Source organism: Blautia sp. AF19-10LB (assembly GCF_003461245.1).
GTDB lineage: Bacteria > Bacillota > Clostridia > Lachnospirales > Lachnospiraceae > Blautia_A > Blautia_A intestinihominis.
Genome location: NZ_QTWS01000006.1, coordinates 26,314 through 45,590, shown reverse-complemented (window position 1 = coordinate 45,590; position 19,277 = coordinate 26,314). Strand labels below are relative to the sequence as shown.

Annotated in this window: 21 protein-coding genes; 17 read left to right on the top strand and 4 right to left on the bottom strand. The window is 44.9% G+C overall.

Translation table 11 applies throughout. The annotated features are described in order from the left end of the window. Positions 1-142: 142 nt before the first annotated feature. The 14 genes from infC to DWX28_RS05300 all read left to right on the top strand — a co-directional run bounded on the left by infC (position 143) and on the right by DWX28_RS05300 (position 11,539). Positions 143-637: a translation initiation factor IF-3 gene (gene infC / locus DWX28_RS05365; RefSeq protein ID WP_022215329.1), complete on the top strand. Its 495-nt coding sequence runs from the start codon at positions 143-145 to the stop codon at positions 635-637. A gap of 86 nt (positions 638-723) precedes the next feature. Then, complete coding sequence (gene rpmI, locus DWX28_RS05360) at positions 724-921, top strand: 50S ribosomal protein L35 (RefSeq protein ID WP_015541985.1); 198 nt, start codon at positions 724-726, stop codon at positions 919-921. A 50-nt stretch (positions 922-971) separates the two neighbouring features. Continuing rightward, positions 972-1,328 (top strand): 50S ribosomal protein L20, encoded by a 357-nt coding sequence (rplT, locus tag DWX28_RS05355; RefSeq protein ID WP_015541986.1) that lies wholly within the window; start codon positions 972-974, stop codon positions 1,326-1,328. Positions 1,329-1,401: 73 nt separating this feature from the next. Then, the gene (locus tag DWX28_RS05350) at positions 1,402-2,880 is read left to right on the top strand and encodes a DUF6056 family protein (RefSeq protein WP_022213244.1); all 1,479 of its coding nucleotides are present in this window, start codon (positions 1,402-1,404) and stop codon (positions 2,878-2,880) included. Positions 2,881-3,043: 163 nt separating this feature from the next. Further along, positions 3,044-4,204 (top strand): ABC transporter substrate-binding protein, encoded by a 1,161-nt coding sequence (locus DWX28_RS05345; protein WP_022213245.1) that lies wholly within the window; start codon positions 3,044-3,046, stop codon positions 4,202-4,204. Positions 4,205-4,312: 108 nt separating this feature from the next. Next, positions 4,313-5,197 (top strand): branched-chain amino acid ABC transporter permease, encoded by an 885-nt coding sequence (locus DWX28_RS05340; protein ID WP_022213246.1) that lies wholly within the window; start codon positions 4,313-4,315, stop codon positions 5,195-5,197. Positions 5,198-5,209: 12 nt separating this feature from the next. After that, a complete protein-coding gene (locus DWX28_RS05335) occupies positions 5,210-6,280 on the top strand; it encodes a branched-chain amino acid ABC transporter permease (RefSeq protein ID WP_118252082.1) in 1,071 nt (356 codons plus the stop codon). Positions 6,281-6,282: 2 nt separating this feature from the next. Next, on the top strand, positions 6,283-7,041 hold the full coding sequence (locus DWX28_RS05330; protein ID WP_022213248.1) for an ABC transporter ATP-binding protein: 759 nt from the start codon (positions 6,283-6,285) through the stop codon (positions 7,039-7,041). A gap of 13 nt (positions 7,042-7,054) precedes the next feature. Next, positions 7,055-7,765, top strand: coding sequence for an ABC transporter ATP-binding protein (locus tag DWX28_RS05325; protein ID WP_118252081.1), 711 nt, complete (start codon positions 7,055-7,057; stop codon positions 7,763-7,765). 13 nt (positions 7,766-7,778) lie between these two features. Then, positions 7,779-8,405 carry a cytidylate kinase-like family protein gene (locus tag DWX28_RS05320; RefSeq protein WP_118252080.1) on the top strand — a complete coding sequence of 209 codons (627 nt, stop codon included), beginning with the start codon at positions 7,779-7,781 and terminating at the stop codon, positions 8,403-8,405. 97 nt (positions 8,406-8,502) lie between these two features. Then, positions 8,503-9,234 (top strand): polysaccharide deacetylase family protein, encoded by a 732-nt coding sequence (locus tag DWX28_RS05315; RefSeq protein WP_118252079.1) that lies wholly within the window; start codon positions 8,503-8,505, stop codon positions 9,232-9,234. Between the two features lie 130 nt (positions 9,235-9,364). Beyond that, positions 9,365-10,024 carry a YesL family protein gene (locus tag DWX28_RS05310; protein WP_118252078.1) on the top strand — a complete coding sequence of 220 codons (660 nt, stop codon included), beginning with the start codon at positions 9,365-9,367 and terminating at the stop codon, positions 10,022-10,024. Beyond that, complete coding sequence (locus tag DWX28_RS05305) at positions 10,021-11,004, top strand: TIGR01212 family radical SAM protein (protein ID WP_118252077.1); 984 nt, start codon at positions 10,021-10,023, stop codon at positions 11,002-11,004. Before DWX28_RS05310 ends, DWX28_RS05305 begins: the two co-directional genes overlap by 4 nt. A gap of 16 nt (positions 11,005-11,020) precedes the next feature. After that, positions 11,021-11,539: a DUF4364 family protein gene (locus DWX28_RS05300; protein WP_022213254.1), complete on the top strand. Its 519-nt coding sequence runs from the start codon at positions 11,021-11,023 to the stop codon at positions 11,537-11,539. 18 nt (positions 11,540-11,557) lie between these two features. Here DWX28_RS05300 and DWX28_RS05295 read toward each other — a convergent pair whose 3' ends face one another. Next, entirely contained in the window at positions 11,558-12,877 is a 1,320-nt protein-coding gene (locus tag DWX28_RS05295; RefSeq protein WP_022213255.1) for a replication-associated recombination protein A, read from the bottom strand. 181 nt (positions 12,878-13,058) lie between these two features. Here DWX28_RS05295 and DWX28_RS05290 point away from each other — a divergent pair, with 181 nt between their 5' ends. Next, entirely contained in the window at positions 13,059-13,367 is a 309-nt protein-coding gene (locus DWX28_RS05290) for a YerC/YecD family TrpR-related protein (RefSeq protein WP_118252076.1), read from the top strand. A 194-nt stretch (positions 13,368-13,561) separates the two neighbouring features. Here the strand turns inward: DWX28_RS05290 and DWX28_RS05285 are convergent, their stop codons facing one another. After that, positions 13,562-15,271: a serine hydrolase gene (locus DWX28_RS05285; protein ID WP_118252075.1), complete on the bottom strand. Its 1,710-nt coding sequence runs from the start codon at positions 15,269-15,271 to the stop codon at positions 13,562-13,564. A gap of 245 nt (positions 15,272-15,516) precedes the next feature. Here DWX28_RS05285 and DWX28_RS05280 point away from each other — a divergent pair, with 245 nt between their 5' ends. Both DWX28_RS05280 and DWX28_RS05275 read left to right on the top strand, forming a co-directional pair. Next, positions 15,517-16,485, top strand: a complete 969-nt coding sequence (locus tag DWX28_RS05280) for a serine hydrolase (RefSeq protein ID WP_022213200.1) — start codon at positions 15,517-15,519, stop codon at positions 16,483-16,485. A gap of 41 nt (positions 16,486-16,526) precedes the next feature. Then, positions 16,527-17,483, top strand: coding sequence for a hypothetical protein (locus DWX28_RS05275; RefSeq protein ID WP_243002346.1), 957 nt, complete (start codon positions 16,527-16,529; stop codon positions 17,481-17,483). A 57-nt stretch (positions 17,484-17,540) separates the two neighbouring features. On the opposite strand, the gene DWX28_RS05270 is transcribed toward DWX28_RS05275, so the two are convergent. Beyond that, the gene (locus tag DWX28_RS05270) at positions 17,541-18,149 is read right to left on the bottom strand and encodes a DUF1836 domain-containing protein (RefSeq protein ID WP_118252074.1); all 609 of its coding nucleotides are present in this window, start codon (positions 18,147-18,149) and stop codon (positions 17,541-17,543) included. 67 nt (positions 18,150-18,216) lie between these two features. Then, positions 18,217-19,065, bottom strand: a complete 849-nt coding sequence (locus DWX28_RS05265; RefSeq protein ID WP_022213203.1) for an AraC family transcriptional regulator — start codon at positions 19,063-19,065, stop codon at positions 18,217-18,219. Between the last annotated feature and the right edge of the window lie 212 nt (positions 19,066-19,277).

The window sequence follows — 19,277 nt, the reverse complement described above, 5'->3', positions numbered from 1 at the left end:
TATTGCATGGCATTTTGCTCATGCATCACTGGGTATAATAGAGTGTGGATTCTGTCCATGCTCTTTATTTTTTGAAGGGTGACTGAGAGTCAGGCATATCATTTATTCACAGGTATGGAGGTGTACTACAATTAGCAATTTAATGATTAACGAACAGATCAGAGACAGAGAGGTGCGTCTGATCGGACCGGACGGAGCACAGCTCGGAATCGTGTCAGCCAGAGAAGCAATGGCGAAGGCACAGGAAGCAGGACTTGACCTTGTAAAGATCGCACCACAGGCGAAACCACCGGTGTGCAAGATCATCGATTACGGTAAATACCGTTATGAGCTCTCCCGTAAGGAAAAAGAAGCTAAGAAGAAACAGAAGACGATCGACATCAAGGAAGTACGTCTTTCACCAAACATTGATACAAATGACTTAAAGACCAAGGTCAATGCAGCAAGAAAGTTCCTCTCCAAAGGTGACCGCGTAAAGGTTACACTTCGTTTCAGAGGAAGAGAGATGGCGCACATGGCAAGCAGCAGACACGTGCTCGACGATTTTGCAGAACTTCTCGCAGACGTTGCAACCGTAGAGAAAGCGCCTAAGATCGAAGGAAGAAGCATGACCATGTTTCTCAGCGAAAAGCGTTAAGCAGTTATCAGAACACTGTGCCATTGGTGCATGAACCTGGTAATGTGAAATAAAAAACAGAACCACGAATCAAGGAGGAAATAACAATGCCTAAGATTAAAACTTGTAGAGCAGCAGCAAAACGTTTCAAAAAGACCGGAACTGGAAAGATCATGAGAAATAAAGCTTATAAGAGCCATATCTTAACAAAGAAATCTCAGAAGAGAAAGAGAAACCTGAGAAAAGCTACTGTTGTTGATTCTACAAACCTGAAGAATATTAAGAAAGCTCTGCCATATTTATAATTAACAGGCAGCGGACGATATCAGAAGACAAACAGGAGGAAATATAAGAAATGGCAAGAATTAAAGGCGGATTAAACGCAAAAAAAAGACATAACCGTACATTAAAACTGGCAAAGGGCTACAGAGGAGCTCGTTCCAAACAGTATAGAGTAGCAAAACAGTCTGTTATGAGAGCACTTGCAAGCTCTTATGCAGGACGTAAACAGAAAAAACGTCAGTTCAGACAGCTCTGGATCGCTCGTATCAACGCAGCAGCCAGAATGAACGGACTTTCCTACAGCAAAATGATGCACGGACTCAAAGTAGCAAACGTTGACATCAATAGAAAAATGCTTGCAGAGCTCGCTGTAAACGATGCAGAGGGATTCGCAGCACTTGCTGAAATCGCTAAGAAAGCAGTAGCATAAGTTAATATGCCTGAAAAGACCGCAGAGTTTATAACTGCGGTCTTTTTTTGCGGCAGTTTCAGGGAGAGAGAAGATGAAGATCAAAGATAACAGGGTAAGATATTTTATTTATGCTGCATTTTTTATGTTGTTTGTATATTTGGGATATAAAGTCCCATACTGCCTTGATGAGTGGAAGTGGGGACTTCCTCAGAGAGTGGAACTGATGAAGAGAGGCTTTTCAGGATATAATGGAAGATATCTGGGAAATATTCTGGCATTGCTGATCACAAGGTCAGAAGTGGCAAAAACACTTGTAATATCCGTATGTATGGTGCTGATCGTATGGCTGATGGAAATGAGTGTGCGAAGAAAAACTTTTTCAGAAAAAGATAAGTCAGACCCGATTCTTCTTCTGAGCCTCATCTTATTGTTACTCGCTGTCCCGGCTTCCCTGTATGGGCAGAGCTATGGATGGCCGGCTGCTTTTGTTAATTACGAAGTTCCGGTGCCATTGTTTCTGGTCTATTTTATATGGACAGATGAGCTTTACAGAAATAAAGTGGAAAAATACTCATGGTTTCAAACTTTGGCAGTCATCCCACTGGGAATATGTGTCCAGCTATTCAGCGAAAATATAACGATCATTGTTGTTGCATATGCAGTATGGATGATGATTTACACTGGTGTCAGATACAGAAAGATTTATTTGATAGAAGTGAATTATCTGTGGTCCGCAATTCTGGGGGCGGTGGTCATGTTTTCTAATTCGGCATATTCCAGTGCGGCAGTGCATAATGGAAAAACCTATAAAAGCATTGATATGAGTGCAGGAGTACTGCTCCAGAGGTTTGTTGTCAGGATATGGACAAACCTGGTTCTGAATAACTGGGTACTGACAGTGATACTTGCAGTTTTGCTGACTGCTCTGATCCTGAAAAAAAGAAAACAAAGTTTTGCAGCAGCAGAGATGCTGGTCGTTTTCTGGGGGTACAGTGTGTACAGTATTTTTCACAGAATTTGTCCAGAGTGGACATTTGATGGAAACCAGGCGGTGGACAGAGGGATTATGGCACTTCTTTCCATGCTGTTTTTTATAAATGTGCTTCTGTGTATCTGGATGTTTACAGAAAAAGAAGAACGAATTTCGATCTGTATTACATATCTCGGATCTCTGGCTTTTGCAGCACCGCTTATTGCGGCAGATCCGATCGGTCCGAGATGCTTTTATATTTCTTATGTATTTGAAGTGCTGACGACAGCAAAAATTCTTCAATATTTTTTGAAAAACAGAGGAGAAATACAGGTTTTTTATCCGGCACTGATCCTTGCAGTAACAGTTTGTATTTCAGCCGTATTTTATGTGAGAATTTTTATGATAATAGGGAAGTACAGTGATTACAGAGCAGAGCTGATCGAAGAGGCAGTCGAACAGAATGCAGAGGAACTGACACTTCCGGTCATGCCATTCAGTGATTATACAGGATATACGGAACCGATAGATGAGATCTGGAACGAAAAATTCAAGGAGTTTTATCATATTCCGGAGAATATGACAGTCAGATTTGAATAGAATGTCCGCGATACAAGGACACATATCCTTGTTAAATAAACAAATTCTTAAATAAATCTAAAATTTTCCCTTGCAATCAGCTATAGCCAATGCTATAATCAAAAACATTAAAGCTTTAGCGAATGAAAGTGCGCGGGCTAAAGATTAAAGGAGGAGCTTTATTATGAAAACATGGAAGAAAGCACTTAGTTTAACAGCAGCAGTAGCAATGACAGCAACAATGATGCCTGTATCTGCATTTGCAGCAGACGACGAGACTTTCAAGATCGGTGTTATCGGACCGATGACAGGTGACAACGCACAGTATGGTCTTGGTGTATACCATGCAGCACAGGTTGCAGCAGAAGAGATCAATGCTAACGGCGGATTCAACGGATACAACGTAGAGATCCTTGACGCTGGTGATGACCAGGCTGACCCGGAGAAGGCTGTAAACGCATACAACGACCTTCTGGACAAAGGAATGCAGATGCTTTGTGGTACCGTTACATCCGGTTCCTGTATCGCTGTAGGTGCAGAGGCAGCAGAGGATACATTCCTGTTCACACCATCAGCAACAGCAGTAGACAGCATCACATCCGGATCCAATGAATTCCGTATGTGTTTCACAGACCCGGCACAGGGAACCAAATCCGCACAGTACATCGGAGAGCATGCACTTGCTACAAAGGTAGCTATTCTCTATGATTCATCCGCAGACTACAACTCCGGTATCAACGATGCATTCGTTGCAGCAGCAGACGAGAACGGTCTTGAAGTTGTAGCTGACGAAGCATACACAGCAGACAGCAACACAGACTTCTCTGTACAGCTCAAGAAGATCAAAGACAGCGGCGCAGAGCTTCTGTTCCTTCCTAACTACTATGCAGACAACGCACTGATCCTTCAGCAGGCACATGACGCTGGTATGGACGACGTTAAGAAATTCGGTGTAGACGGTATGGACGGTATCCTTGGAGTAGAAAACTTCGATACATCCCTCGCAGAAGGCGTTATGCTTCTGACACCATTCTCTGCAACAGCAGAAGATGAAAAATCTCAGGCATTTGTTAAAGCATATGAAGCTGCAAACAAAGATGAAGTTCCGAACCAGTTCGCAGCAGATACATACGATGTACTCTATGCTATGAAAGCAGCAGCAGATGCAGCAGAGATCACACCGGATATGGAAAATGCAGACATCAGTGCAGCTATGTCTGAGGCAATGCTCAGTGTAGAACTTGACGGACTTACAGGTAAAGCAAAATGGACAGAAGATGGCGAATGTGACAAAGAGCCAAAAGCTTTCGAGATCCAGGACGGCGCTTACGTAGAAATGGACTAATAAGATACTATATTCAGAGGACGGGGGACGGTTGCCTGTTATCACAGGACTGTCCCCCCCTTTCTTGCACTAATAAGCCAATCAGTTAATAATTTAAAGAGGTGCATTATGAGCTTTTTATCATACTTAAAAGATGGAATCAGCCTGGGCAGTATCTATGCGATCATTGCCCTGGGGTACACAATGGTGTATGGTATTGCAAAAATGCTGAACTTCGCTCATGGTGATGTCATCATGGTCGGTGCATTTGTGATTCTTACCGCTGTTACCAAAGGAGGCATGTCTCCGGTGCTGGCTATCGTACTTTCTGTAATCTTCTGTACCGTTCTTGGTATGGTGATCGAGAAAGTCGCATACAGCCCGCTTCGTAAGGCGTCTTCCAACCTTGCAGTACTGATCACCGCGATCGGTGTCAGCTATCTGCTTCAGAACCTGGCACTTTTGATCTTCGGAGCAGATGCCAAGAGTTTCGTAACTGTTATCGATGTGCCGTCCGTGTCTTTATTTGACGGACAGCTTGTGATCAAAGGAATAACTATTGTAACGATCCTTACCTGTATCGTGATCATGGTCGGTCTGATGCTTTTTGTTCAGAAGACAAAACCGGGACGTGCGATGCAGGCAGTATCTGAGGACCGCGACGCCGCACAGCTCATGGGTGTCAATGTCAATGCGACAATCTCCATGACATTTGCGATCGGTTCCGGACTTGCAGCGATCGCAGGACTTCTTCTCTGCCAGACTTACCCGACACTGACTCCATATACAGGAGCAATGCCTGGTATTAAAGCTTTCGTTGCAGCCGTATTCGGTGGTATCGGATCCATTCCGGGAGCCATGGTCGGAGGAATCCTCCTTGGCGTGATCGAGATCTTTGGTAAAGCATATATTTCTTCGCAGGTTGCAGATGCTATCTGTTTCGGCGTCCTGATCGTAGTGCTTCTTGTAAAACCTACCGGACTGTTCGGCAAGAACATCCAGGAGAAAGTATAAGGGGTGGTCAGAATGAAGAAAACAATGAACAAAACAGTAAAAAACAATATGATCAACTATGGGATCGTGATCGCACTTTTTGTGATCGTACAGATCCTTTCCGGTACAGGACATCTGTCCAGACTTCTTACAGGTCTTCTGGTTCCGCTGTGTGTTTATGTGATCGCAGCGATCTCCCTGAACCTGGTAGTAGGTTTTTCCGGTGAGCTGAGCCTTGGTCATGCAGGATTCATGTGTGTCGGCGCGTATTCCAGTGCATTATTTTCACATATCGCAAGCGATATCCCGCAGGTTCCGAGATTTATCCTGGCGATCCTGATCGGCGCAGCAGTAGCAGCCGTGTTTGGTGTGATTATCGGTATCCCGGTACTTCGACTTCGTGGTGACTACCTTGCGATCGTAACCCTGGCATTCGGTGAGATCATCAAGAACCTGATCAACATCCTGTATATCGGTTTTGACGAAAAAGGACTTCACGTAGCAACAAGTGCCGCAAGTCTCAAACTGGAAGCAGGCGGCAAACAGATCCTCAAAGGTGCGCTTGGTATCTCCGGAACAGGTGCTCTTTACAAAGATGTCAAACATTACTTTTTCCCGATCGGAATCTTTCTGGTTCTTCTTACACTGTTCATCGTACAGAACCTTGTAAACTCCAGAAGCGGACGTGCTATCATGGCAACCAGAGATAACCGTATCGCAGCAGAATCCGTAGGTATCGATGTTACCAAGTTCAAACTTCTTGCATTCACGATCTCCGCAGCCCTCGCAGGTGTTGCAGGTGTTCTCTATGCACACAACCTTTCCATGTTAAAGGTATCCGGATTTGACTACAACATGTCTATCCTGATCCTGGTATATGTCGTACTTGGTGGAATCGGAAACCTGAGAGGTTCCATGATCGCAGCGATCATCCTCTATGCACTTCCGGAACTTCTCCGTGGATTTGCAAACTATCGTATGCTCATCTATGCGATCGTCCTGATCGTTATGATGCTCTTTAACTGGGCACCGGCAGCAAGAAACTGGAGAGCACGCGTAATGGAAAAGATCAAAGGCACTAAGAACAAAAAGGAGGCAGCTTAACCATGGCAATGTTGGAAGTAAATCATCTGGCTATCCAGTTCGGCGGTCTTCGCGCAGTTGACGGATTCAATGTATCAATCGAAAAAGGTCAGCTCTACGGACTGATCGGACCGAACGGTGCCGGCAAAACAACAATCTTCAACCTTCTAACAGGTGTATACAAACCGACCGAGGGTATCATCAAACTGGACGGACAGGATATCACAGGTAAGAGCACGATCGAGATCAACAAAGCAGGTATCGCGCGAACATTCCAGAACATCCGTCTGTTCAAGGATATGCCGGTTCTTGACAACGTCAAGGTCGGACTTCACAATCATCATTCTTATTCTACCCTGACCGGAATCTTAAGACTTCCGAAATATCACAAAGTAGAAAAAGAAATGAATGAAAAAGCAATGGAGATCCTCAAGGTATTCGACCTCGACAAAGAAGCAGATACCCTTGCAGGAAACCTTCCATATGGTAAACAGCGTAAACTCGAGATCGCCAGAGCACTGGCAACCGATCCGAAGCTTCTTCTTCTGGATGAGCCGGCTGCAGGTATGAACCCGAATGAAACACAGGAACTGATGGATACCATCCGTTTCGTACAGAAACATTTTGATATGACCACTCTTCTGATCGAGCATGATATGAAACTGGTCGGCGGTATCTGTGAAGAAGTAACCGTACTGAACTTCGGACAGGTGCTTGCACAGGGCGAGACTCTGAAGGTTCTGAAAGATCCGGCAGTAGTCACTGCATATCTGGGAGAATAAGGAGGAAAATCAAATGTCAATGTTGGAAGTAAAAGATCTCCAGGTTTATTATGGTGTTATCCAGGCATTGAAGGGAATTTCCTTTCATGTAGAACAGGGAGAAGTTATCGCACTGATCGGCGCGAACGGTGCCGGTAAGACAACCACACTGCAGACACTGACCGGAATCATCCCGGCAAAAGCAGGAAGTATCATGTTTGGCGGCAAAGACCTCACAAAGACACCTGCACACAAGATCGTCGAGATGGGTATGGCACATGTACCGGAAGGAAGACGTGTATTTTCAGACATGTCTGTATACGAAAATCTTCTGATGGGTGCTTACACAAGAAAAGACAAAAACGAGATCGCACAGAGCCTCGAGATGGTTTACAAGAGATTCCCGCGTCTGAAAGAACGTACAGGACAGCGTGCCGGTACACTTTCCGGTGGTGAGCAGCAGATGCTTGCAATGGGACGTGCTCTGATGAGTAAACCGAGCATCATCCTGATGGATGAGCCGTCTATGGGGCTTTCCCCGATCTTTGTAAATGAAATCTTTGATATTATCAAAGAAGTAAGTGAAAGCGGCACAACCGTTCTCCTCGTTGAGCAGAACGCAAAGAAAGCCCTTTCTATCGCTGACAGAGCGTATGTCCTTGAGACAGGAAGCATTACTCTGGAAGGCAAAGCAGATGATCTGCTTCATGATGAATCTGTCCAGAAAGCATATCTGGGAGAATAAGGAGGAATCAATAATGGATCAGGTTGTAATCACAATTGCAAGACAGTATGGAAGCGGCGGACGTACCGTCGGCAAAATGCTAGCAGAGCGTCTGGGGATTTCTTTCTATGACAAGCAGATCATTCAGATGGCATCTGATGAGAGTGGAATTGACGTAAAACTTTTCGGCAAAGTAGAAGCGGGAGATAAAGTCAAGACTTCTCTTTTTGGCAGCAAGGACAGCATCTACAAGGGAGACCTGCACCAGCCAGGCAGCAAGGATTTCATCTCCGATGAGAATCTTTTTAACTACCAGGCTAAAGTAGTCAACGACCTTGCAGAAAAAGAATCCTACGTGATCGTAGGACGCTGTGTAAACTATGTATTCAAGGATCGTCCGAATACCTTGCGTGTATTCATCCATGCACCATGGGAGTTCCGTGTAGAGCAGGCTTCTGAGAAGATCTCCGGATCAAGAGAAGATGTGGAGAAATTCCTTCTCAAGGATGACAAGCGCAAACAGGACTACTACCATAAATTTGCAGGCGGTGTCTGGAACGATGCGACAAATTACGACCTTTGCCTGAACAGCGGCAAACTCGGATTTGAGAAATGCGTTGATGCGATCGAAGCACAGTTAAAGATCATGCTTGGAAAATAAAAGCCAGTTGGGGGCGGTGTTTTTAAAACACTGTCCCCGTTCTTTTTTTATGCTTTCATGCATATATTGAAGGGAGTACAGGGCAGGCAGGGTAGATATGAGAAAATTTTTTTCAGGGATAGTTGTTGTACTTCTATTGCTCATGGGAACTGTCTGGTCTGCAGGAAAAGAACCGGAGGCTGTACAGACGATCGGAAATAAGGCAGCCAGGCTTGTTGCAGGAGAGGGGATGCTCCGGCTGATGGAACAGGAACTTATGGAGCAGAGCCAGGCACATCCTGAAGTAGCACTGACCTTCGATGACGGTCCAAGTCCGAAATATACACCGCTTCTTCTGGATGGACTGAAAGAGAGAAATGTCCGGGCAACTTTTTTTCTTCTGGGCAAAAATGTGAAGGAGAATCAGGAACTGGTGCAGAGGATGCAGGCGGAAGGACATCTTCTGGGAAATCATACGTATAATCACGTACAGCTCAACAAGATCCCGGAGACTACAGCCCGGCAGGAGATACTCAAAACAAACAATGAGATCTATGAGGCGACAGGAAAGTATCCGGAATACATGCGTCCTCCTTATGGAGCCTGGAAGAAAAACATGGAGCTCTGCGTCGAGATGCTGCCCGTATTCTGGGATATTGACACACTTGACTGGAAAAGCCAGAATGTGGATGCGATCCTCAAGGCAGCAGGAGAAGAACCGGAGGACGGTTCGATCATCCTTATGCACGACGAATATCAGACCAGCGTGGAGGCAGCCCTTCTCATTATCGACCGGCTGAAAGAAAAAGGTTATGAGTTTGTGACAGTAGATGAACTGATCGTACCATGACCATATCGTGAAAGGTTTGTGTTACTGTTCACTCCGTTCACAGTAACAGGTTTGTCATTGCTTTTTCTGCTCAATTTCGTTATACTGATATATAATGAGTTTATCAATTCAGCAGAAAAAGGAGTAAAAAATGGACAGATTTTTCAGTATGGATAATAAGTTTTTTACATTTATGGGAAAGGTCGCAGATTTATTTATTTTGAATATCCTATGTCTGATCTGCTGCATCCCGATCGTGACAGCGGGGGCATCGATCACAGCGATGTTTTATGTGACCATGAAGATGGTAAAGAACGAAGAGTCCTACATAATCAAGAGCTTTTTTAAATCTTTCAAACAGAATTTCAAACAGGCAACGGTGATCAACCTGATCATGCTTGTGCTGGCAGTGATCCTTTATGTGGATATGAGAATCGTAAAGCAGATGGGACAGCCGCTTGGACAGATCATGAATATCATTTTCCTTGCATTCAGCGTTCTGTATGTGATGGTATTCCTGTATATTTATCCAGTTCTGGCGAAATTTTATAATTCTACCAGAAATACGTTCATCAATGCGGTGCTGATGTCTGTTCGTCATCTTCCGTATACGGTCCTGATGGCAGCAGTCTGTGCATGTCCGATCATTCTGGTATCTTTTGCACCGACATTCAGGATGCAGGCGACGATCGCACTGATCTGTCTTGTGATCGGCGGGGCAGTGGTTGCATACTGCAACTCATTTTTCCTGGTAAAGATCTTTGAGAATTATATTCCGGAAGGCGCAGAGGACGGAGGAAAGGCAGAATGAGAAACTGGAATGGTAAACCGTACCATTCACTTGACTATATGCTGAGAGAGACCTTTGGCGAAAAGGTATACAAGGTGACGCTGAACGGCGGTATGTCCTGTCCGAACCGTGACGGGAAACTCGGAAGCCGAGGCTGTATTTTCTGCAGTGAGGGCGGAAGCGGTGATTTTGCGGCAGATGCGGCACTGACGATTACAGAGCAGATCGACAGCCAGATCGCTGTTTTGTCCGCGAAACGCCCGATCCATAAATATATTGCTTATTTTCAGGCATATACCAATACCTATGCCCCGGTGGAATATCTCAGGAAGATTTTTACAGAAGCGATTCATCATCCATCTGTGGTGGCACTGTCAATCGGGACAAGACCGGACTGTCTGGGAGAAGATATTCTGGATCTTCTTACGGAACTGAACCAGATCAAGCCGGTATGGATCGAACTTGGGCTTCAGACGATCCACGAGCGGACGGCCGCATATATCCGGAGAGGATATCCTCTTTCGGTATTTGAGACAGCGGTGAGAAATCTTCGGGAACGTGGGATCGAAGTGATCGTTCACACGATCCTGGGGCTTCCGGGGGAATCCGAGGAGGACATTCTCGCTACCATGGAATATTTGAACCACAGAGACATACAGGGAATCAAACTTCAGCTTCTCCATGTGCTTAAGGGCACCGATCTTGCACAGGAATATCTGGAGGGCAAATTCCACGTATACGAAAGAGAAGAATATCTGAATCTGCTGATCCGGTGCATCGAGCATCTGGATCCGGAGATCGTCATACACAGGATGACAGGAGACGGACCGAAGGAACTTTTACTTGCTCCGCTATGGACAGGCAGGAAGAGAGAAGTCCTGAATCTTCTGCATCATCAGATGAAGGTATGTGACAGTTGGCAGGGGAAGCAGTATAATTTTGACCAAGTTACTGTGAATGGAGTGAACAGTAATAAGCAGTTTCACACCCTGTCAGAATAAGAAAGAGGTGACTCAAATGGCAGATCCATTTACAACGTATAAGCTGATCGTATTATATATGGCGAAGCACGCGACACAGGCACTGACAAATTCACAGATTTCAGAGTTTATCCTGGACCGGGAATATACCGATTATTTCCAGCTGCAGAAAGTACTGTCAGAGCTGACAGAGACAGAACTTCTCCACAAAAGGACGATCACGAACAGTTCTTACTATGAACTGACGGAAGAAGGACGCAAGACGCTTTCCTACTTCGAAAAAGATATCTCACAGGATATCAAGAATGAAGTCAAGGAATATCTGGAAAGTCGTGGCTGCAAAGTACAGGAGCGGATCCTGACCCCGGCTGACTATTATACGACCCCGCAGGGCGGATATGCCGTCCGCTGCCAGATCATAGAGAAGGATTCCTCTACGATCATGGATCTGAGCATGGCTGCACCGAACAAAGAAGCCGCCCAGGAGATCTGTCGGAGCTGGGCAGCGAAGTCACAGGATATATATGAAATGTTGATGGGAGAGTTGATCTCATAAAATAAGAGGGTGGAGCCGTTAAGCTTCACCCTTTATATGTTTCATATATTCGTTGAGAGTTTTCTCATATCCAAGATCCCCTGGTTCATAGAACTTCTCGCCCTCGATCTCCGATGGCAGATACTGCTGATTCACATAATGATTTGGATAATCATGCGCATATTTATATCCGATCCCTTTACCAAGCTTCTCATGCCCGCCATAATGTGCATCCTGCAGATGAACAGGAACCGTAGTCCTGGTCTTTTTGACAGAGTCCATGGCAGAAAAGATCGCGTTTACAGCGGCATTGCTCTTTGGTGCACATGCCATATAGGTGACTGCCTGTGAAAGAATGATCTGTGCTTCTGGCATGCCGACACGCTCAACTGCCTGGGCAGCAGCAACAGCCACACAGAGTGCTTGCGGATCTGCATTTCCGATGTCCTCAGAGGCAAGGATCATGATCCTGCGCGCAATAAACTTGATATCCTCCCCTGCGTAAAGCATCTTGGCAAGATAATAGACAGCCGCATCCGGATCGGAGCCACGCATACTTTTGATAAAAGCAGAAATGATATCATAATGATTATCCCCCTGCTTATCATACTGGACCACACGCTTCTGGATGCATTCAGAAGCGACATCAAGCGTCAGATGGATATAACCGTCATCACTCTTTGGAGTTGTCAGGATCCCGAGCTCCACGGCATTCAGTGCACTCCGCGCATCACCGCCGGCCATATCAGAAAGAAATTCAAGCGCGTCGTCATCGATCACAGCACCATAATTCCCCATTCCCTTATCACAGTCATTGACTGCACGCAGGATCAGCGTGCGGATATTCTCCTGACTCAGAGCCCTGAGCTCAAAAATAATAGAACGGGAGAGAAGAGCACCGTTGACCTCAAAATAAGGATTCTCCGTCGTTGCACCGATCAATATGATCGTTCCATCCTCCACAAACGGAAGAAGATAATCCTGCTGTCCTTTATTAAAACGATGGATCTCGTCGATGAACAGAATGGTCTTCTTACCATACATACCAAGCTGTTCCTGCGCTTCCTTTACGACCTGCTCCATATCCTTCTTGCCCGCAACCGTAGCATTGATCTGAGTAAAATTGGCACGGGTCGTATTCGCGATCACCTTAGCAAGCGTCGTCTTACCAGTCCCCGGAGGCCCATAAAAAATAACAGAAGTCAGCTTATCCGCCTTGATCGCACGATATAACAATTTATCCTTCCCCACAATATGCTCCTGCCCGACAACCTCATCCAGAGTAGTAGGACGAAGCCTGGAAGCCAGAGGCGACTCCCGGTCCAGAGTCTTAGATTTGGCATATTCAAATAAATCCATAACAATACTCCAATCTGAAAAATTCGTACATTTGTTCCCAGTATACCTGCTTTTCAAAGGAAATTCAACTATCCACACCGTTTTGTTACGAAAATCACAAAATCCCTTGCTTATCACAAGTTAAAGTGTTAAAATACTAATATGTGAAATATAACAGAATGTAAGCTAAAGGAGCAGGAAAATGGGTAAAAAAATCAGGACGGAAGAGGTTGACCATCTTTTTGAGGCAATCCTTTGTTTGAAGAATAAAGAAGAATGCTATACCTTCTTCGAAGATGTATGCACGATCAACGAACTTCTTTCTCTTTCACAGCGTTTTGAGGTAGCTAAAATGTTAACTGACAAGCGCACATATCTGGACATCTCCGAAAAGACCGGGGCCTCAACCGCAACCATCAGCCGAGTAAACCGTTCCCTTAACTACGGAAACGACGGCTACGAAATGGTCTTCGAAAGAATGAAAGCCAAAGAAAATAAAACAGAAGAATAAATAAAAAACGGAGCCCGCAGGATCGAAGATCCCTACGGCTCCGTTTTTCTTCTCAATAATTTCCCCAACACCCAGGGCGACGCCGCAGGCACGCCCGTCCCCAGTCTAAAGCCGCGTGGCCAAGAAGGGGGGAGTCTGAGGGGGGAACTTCGGCCTTCGCAGACTCCGAGATACTTTCCCCCCTCAGGGGTTTTTCACTTCTGCGAAGTCATAAACTCATAAACATCTTTAGAAATCTTCGCAATAGTATTTTGCGCATCCGCATTACTTTTAACATCATTGGAAAGCACCGCAATCACATAAGGGTGCGTGGCATCGAAAACAATAGCAATATCGTTTTCAACCACTCCCAGCTTTGCGTCAGAAAGCTCCCCCGTCTTATTCGCCGTCTCAACCCCATCCGGCACCCCAACCGGGATCTTCGTCTTCACAGTCTGCCCCTTCAGCAATTCCAGCATATCGGAATCCGCCTTCTCATTAACGAGCGTTCCATTATAAATATCCGACAAAAGCCGACAACAATCCGAAGCACTCACATAATTATCATCCGTCGGTTCATTCGCAAGGAACTCCCTCCCAAGATGAGTACTGGTATACTCCCTCTCCTGACAAAATTCATTAACCACAGCCGCCCCCGCAGCAAAATCCTCATTTCCAAGCTGTCTCACCAGCTCATTTGCCGCATCATTATCACTAACCGTGATCATCTTCGTAAGCAGCGGCTTCAACGTCTTCTCATACTCCTCAGAAGCCGTATCCGCTCCATCCGGATAAACCATCTTATCATAAACCGCCGCCATAATAAACGCCTTAATAACACTCGCAGACTTCATCGCCTTCTCCGCATTCACCGTACTATACGCCTGCGTAGAAAGATCCATCACAGAAACAGCCCAGCTTTCACCCTTCTTTTCCTGCACATCCACATAATCTTTTTCAATCTTATCTGTAAGTGCAGAAAGATGCTTCCCGATCGCAACCGTATCCGGTGCAACAATATTGAAATACTCATCAATACCATCCGCGACTGCCTTCGCCATCGTCTCATGATTTGCAGAATTGGTGATATACAGATCATCATTCTGATTACTCATAAATCCCATCTCAAGGATCGCAACAGGAACAGTACTCCAGTTGGTTCCTGTCATATTATCAGAAGAGATCACCCCAAGATTTCCAAGCCCGGTCGCATCACAGTAATGATTGATGATACAGCTTGCAAGCGTATTACTTTTCTCAATGATATCCTGATCCAGATACTGATTGGAAGAAGTAGGAGCCATCGTAAGCGCACCGGAAGAAGTAGAACTGTTATCGCCATTTGCATGGATACGCACCGTGATATCAGCACCTTTTTCCGTAGCAAGTTCCGCGCGTTCCTTGTTGCTGATAGCCGTGTCGTTATCCTCACGGGTCATAACAACATTATACCCACGTGAGATCAGCTCTTTCTGGAGTACAAGAGAAACTTCCAGATTCACTTCATATTCTGGAACTTTGGAAAAATTTCCGCTGGTTCCTGTCGTAGCTTTGTTTTTCGTCTGGGAAGATCCAGGAGCCATTGGTTCCTGTGCGCTCATATCCACCCAGGATCCCTGATGCCCGGCATCCACACAGACTGTGAAATTTCCCTGATTGGAAGTTTTGCTGTTTTCGGTGTTGGCAGCAGACCAGTCCATGCCAGATGAGGAATCAGAAGAACTGATAGTACCCTCTTCTTCCTGCGCGTCAGTTTCATCTGTCGTTTCATCCTCTGTTTCAGATGACTGTTCAGAAGAAGACGGCGGTTTGATCATGGCCTGTCCTTCCTCACTTTCATAGGTGGTTTCCGAAGAAGCCGAAACGACTGCCGGTGAAACAAAGATCAGGCTGCCAAGCAGCAGTGCTGTCAAAAATTTTTTCATAAAGTACCTCCTGAAAACTGTTTTTTGTATATAAAAATTACAAATTTGCGAAACACTCTGCTATAATAAATATATACAGAGAGCAGAATTGATTTTCAAAAACTGCCGCTTTTATGATAAGCTATAATCAGTATTTTGGCAAGATACGAAGTAAGGTATAAGTTACCGTAAATGGTAACAAATTTCTTGCAACTGTTATACAAAAAACTTATAATAAAAGTATCTGAAAATAAGGAAGAGAGAAAATGAAAAATAAGACTTTAACCAGAATCGCAGTAAGCAGTTTGATTACAGCATGTCTGATGGTGCAGCCGTGTTATGCGGCAGAAGCCACAGCAGAGACACAGACAACGGAGGAATCCGATCATCATCCGGAACCGGCACCGGATGAAACAGCTACAGTACAGGAGGGACAGGGAACCCTGTCACCGCCGTCAGAGTCAGAGGGAGGAAGCGTATTTGGAAGTTCTGCATCATCAGAGACAGCCGGGACTGATGAGAAACTTCAGAGCGTTTTGTCAAGTCTTGCACTTCCGTCAGGAAATGGAACCTGGTCCGTATATGTATGTGACCTGGAGAAAAATACCGAAGGAGCCATCCAGGATGCCAGAATGCAGGCAGCAAGTCTGATCAAGCTTTATATCATGGGAGCTGTTTATGAGAATTATGACAGTATTGTGGGACAGTATGGACAGTCCAGCGTAGATTCCAACCTGAATTCCATGATAACAGTCAGTGATAATGATGCGGCAAACACACTGGTAAGTTATCTGGGAGGCGGAGACAGCAGTGCAGGAATGAATGTAGTTAATAATTTCTGCAGTGATAAGGGATATTCCAGCACACATATGGGAAGACTTCTCCTCGCAAGCAATCAGTACGATGACAATTATACCTCTGTTTCAGATTGCGGACACTTCCTCAAGGAAGTTTACGATGGAAATCAGCAGTCTGATGCACACGCACAGGCAGAATTTGCATTACTTGCAGCACAGAGCAGGAGAAACAAGATCCCGGCACAGATGCCGTCAGGCGTCAGCGTTGCAAACAAGACAGGAGAACTTTCGGATGTCGAGAATGATGCAGGAATCATCTACAATGACCTGAATGACCTGATCATTGTATTTATGTCAGAGAATGTTCCACAGCCGGGGGCAGCTCAGAGTACGATCGCATCTCTGAGTAGACAGATCTATGATTCTTACAATTCCTGAGAGAATTGTAAAAAATAATATTCCCAAAGGAGGGCATCACTATGAAAGAAAAATCAACATTTTTAAAATGGACAGCACTTTTTGTACTTGTTTTCACTTTATCCCTGCCATTAACAGCAAGGGAAAGCCTTGCAGGAACCATGTACACAGTCAGCGTAAGCAAGGGATATCTTGCACTGCGTACCGCCAAGGCATACGATGATAAGAATGAGATCGGAGAGCTTTACACAGGAGATACCGTAGAAGTTACAGATACCAGCGACAGCACTTACTGGTATGTATATTCTGCAAAACTGAATAAATCCGGCTATGTAAACCGCAATTATCTGGTTGGCGGCGGAAGCAGCACAGGAGGAAGCAATTACACAGTCAGTGTAAGCAAGGGATATCTCGCACTTCGTACAGCCAAGGCATACGATGATAAGAATGAAATCGGAGAGCTTTACAGCGGAGATACTGTACAGGTACAGGATAGCAGCGACAGCACCTACTGGTACGTATATTCCCCGAAGCTTAACAAATCCGGCTATGTAAACCGCAACTATCTGGTTGGCGGTGGAACAGCAAACACAGGCGGAGCCAGCTATACCGTCAGCGTAAGCAAAGGATACCTCGCGCTTCGTACCGCCAAGGCATACGATGATAAGAACGAGATCGGAGAACTTTACAGCGGAGATACCGTACAGGTACAGGATTCAAGCGACAGTACCTACTGGTATGTATATTCTCCGAAGCTTAACAAATCCGGCTACGTAAACCGCAACTATCTCGTAGGCGCAGGCAGCAGCACTCCTTCTGTAGTAACCAAGACCGTCAGTGTAAGCAAAGGATATCTTGCACTTCGTACCGCCAAGGCATACGATGACAGCAATGAGATCGGAGAGCTTTACAGCGGAGACACCGTGCAGGTACAGGATACCAGCGACAGCACCTACTGGTATGTATATGCACCGAAACTGAACAAATCCGGCTATGTAAACAAGAATTATTTATACTAAATAACAAAAGAGGTTCCCGTCACACTGCGGCGGGAACCTCTTTTTATTTGAGTGAAATCATTTCTTTTTCTTTGGGTCATTTTCTCGAAGACTGTCGATCATCTGCTCGATGATCGTTTTTTTCATGTAGACATCAAAACTGAGCAGGCAGATGAAAGAGAATAATTTCAGGAAATCCTGCTCATCCTCCGGAGCATCCGTAAACGTATTCTGAGCAGTCTGATAATTCTTCAGAAGCTCCTTCTTGAGAACTTCAATCTGTTCTTTCTCCATGCTGAAAACTTCCTCATAGATAGAAGTCAGATCCAGCTTCTCCTGAGATTTAAAATATTTATCCGTGATCGGATTCAGAAGAGTCTGAATATCATTGATAGAAAGAATGTTCTTGAAGTAGTAAATAAAGATCAGAACCAGCAGATGCTCTTTGGAATAACGCTTCTTCACCGGTGACGGAAGAAGATTATTCTTGGCATAGTTATTGATCATGGTCTTGGTGAGAATCTTGTCTTCCTGATATCGCTTGGAATGTGCAAGCTGCTCTTCCATGAAAGTCGTTACCTGATCCATATAAAGATCAATATTCGGAATATCCTCGGGTTTAATATATCCAATTCCGGAAACCCAGTCCAGAATATGTCTGATCATCGCCTCATTATTTGTTGACATAAATACCACTTTCCTCTCTCTTATGCCCCTTATTATATAGTTTTAAATACTACTTGTAAACATTTTTCTAAAGGAATTTGTTATTTTGGCGGTAAGTACGGGGTGAGATTCCATAAAAATTCTTGAAAGCTCTGGAAAAATGGAGTTGGTTGGGATAGCCGACCTGCCTGCTGATCTCGCCCACAGAAAGATCTGTGATCTTGAGAAGTTCGGCAGCTTTTTCCATACGGTACTGGATGAGAAATTCCTGTGGAGACTGTCCGAGGACATCACGGAAAACCTTGCCAAAATAACTCCGATCCAGATTGCAGCGGCGAGCCATGTCCTCGACCGTGATCGCACGGGAATAATTCTGGGCGATGAAGGTCACAGCTTCGTTCGTGTAAAACTGTGCACGTTTGCCTCCCTGGGTGTGCCGCCTGGAAGACGATCCGCTGACCAGTGCATCCATGATAAGATAAAGATGCCCGATCAGATGATAGGAAGATTCCTGAGCGTGTGTGGCAAGATACAGAATCTCATTTTTGAGCCGCTCCCCATCCTGTGGTGTGCGTGGAAGATAGACCGGAGAGTCAGAAGAAAGACCGGAGCCCTCCAGAATCTCCTTTGCCCGGAGTCCGCTGAATTCGATCCAGGCATATTCCCATGGGTCTTTGCGGTCGGCAAAATAAGTATTTACACAATCGGGCTCAATCAGGAATCCCATTCCGCCCTGAAGCTGGTATTCCGTAGACTGGGAATTTTCATCATCAACCAGGAGTGTTCCTTTACCTGAAATAACATAATGGAACAGGAAATGGTTTCGTACAAAAGGACCGTAGGAGTGTAGTGGAAGACACTGTTCATATCCATACTGGTAGAGTGTAAGATCCATAAAACGGTCATCTGAAAACATATGAAACAAGACTTTATCCATATTTTATCCTCCATAAAACATAGAAGCTGGTTAATATTACTAAAAAATATCAATTAAAATTGTTAGTAATACACGAAATTTGCATGTTTTTCTATATTATATACCATAATGAGTCTATACTTCAACTTTATTCTTTAAAAAACGAATAAAGGTATAAAAGTGCTGTCATGAGAATATTTACGGAAAGAAGTCCAGATGATATTATTTTAGAT

Excerpts from the sequence above, each read along its gene's own strand:
- DWX28_RS05265 (WP_022213203.1), bottom strand. The coding sequence starts at position 19,065 with ATGGATAAAGTCTTGTTTCATATGTTTTCAGATGACCGTTTTATGGAT.
- DWX28_RS05300 (WP_022213254.1), top strand. The coding sequence starts at position 11,021 with ATGGCAGATCCATTTACAACGTATAAGCTGATCGTATTATATATGGCG.
- DWX28_RS05310 (WP_118252078.1), top strand. The coding sequence starts at position 9,365 with ATGGACAGATTTTTCAGTATGGATAATAAGTTTTTTACATTTATGGGA.
- DWX28_RS05280 (WP_022213200.1), top strand. The coding sequence starts at position 15,517 with ATGAAAAATAAGACTTTAACCAGAATCGCAGTAAGCAGTTTGATTACA.
- infC (WP_022215329.1), top strand. The coding sequence starts at position 143 with ATGATTAACGAACAGATCAGAGACAGAGAGGTGCGTCTGATCGGACCG.
- DWX28_RS05285 (WP_118252075.1), bottom strand. The coding sequence starts at position 15,271 with ATGAAAAAATTTTTGACAGCACTGCTGCTTGGCAGCCTGATCTTTGTT.
- DWX28_RS05315 (WP_118252079.1), top strand. The coding sequence starts at position 8,503 with ATGAGAAAATTTTTTTCAGGGATAGTTGTTGTACTTCTATTGCTCATG.
- DWX28_RS05350 (WP_022213244.1), top strand. The coding sequence starts at position 1,402 with ATGAAGATCAAAGATAACAGGGTAAGATATTTTATTTATGCTGCATTT.
- DWX28_RS05305 (WP_118252077.1), top strand. The coding sequence starts at position 10,021 with ATGAGAAACTGGAATGGTAAACCGTACCATTCACTTGACTATATGCTG.
- DWX28_RS05340 (WP_022213246.1), top strand. The coding sequence starts at position 4,313 with ATGAGCTTTTTATCATACTTAAAAGATGGAATCAGCCTGGGCAGTATC.
- DWX28_RS05270 (WP_118252074.1), bottom strand. The coding sequence starts at position 18,149 with ATGTCAACAAATAATGAGGCGATGATCAGACATATTCTGGACTGGGTT.
- DWX28_RS05295 (WP_022213255.1), bottom strand. The coding sequence starts at position 12,877 with ATGGATTTATTTGAATATGCCAAATCTAAGACTCTGGACCGGGAGTCG.
- rplT (WP_015541986.1), top strand. The coding sequence starts at position 972 with ATGGCAAGAATTAAAGGCGGATTAAACGCAAAAAAAAGACATAACCGT.
- DWX28_RS05290 (WP_118252076.1), top strand. The coding sequence starts at position 13,059 with ATGGGTAAAAAAATCAGGACGGAAGAGGTTGACCATCTTTTTGAGGCA.
- DWX28_RS05345 (WP_022213245.1), top strand. The coding sequence starts at position 3,044 with ATGAAAACATGGAAGAAAGCACTTAGTTTAACAGCAGCAGTAGCAATG.
- rpmI (WP_015541985.1), top strand. The coding sequence starts at position 724 with ATGCCTAAGATTAAAACTTGTAGAGCAGCAGCAAAACGTTTCAAAAAG.
- DWX28_RS05330 (WP_022213248.1), top strand. The coding sequence starts at position 6,283 with ATGGCAATGTTGGAAGTAAATCATCTGGCTATCCAGTTCGGCGGTCTT.
- DWX28_RS05325 (WP_118252081.1), top strand. The coding sequence starts at position 7,055 with ATGTCAATGTTGGAAGTAAAAGATCTCCAGGTTTATTATGGTGTTATC.
- DWX28_RS05335 (WP_118252082.1), top strand. The coding sequence starts at position 5,210 with ATGAAGAAAACAATGAACAAAACAGTAAAAAACAATATGATCAACTAT.
- DWX28_RS05275 (WP_243002346.1), top strand. The coding sequence starts at position 16,527 with ATGAAAGAAAAATCAACATTTTTAAAATGGACAGCACTTTTTGTACTT.
- DWX28_RS05320 (WP_118252080.1), top strand. The coding sequence starts at position 7,779 with ATGGATCAGGTTGTAATCACAATTGCAAGACAGTATGGAAGCGGCGGA.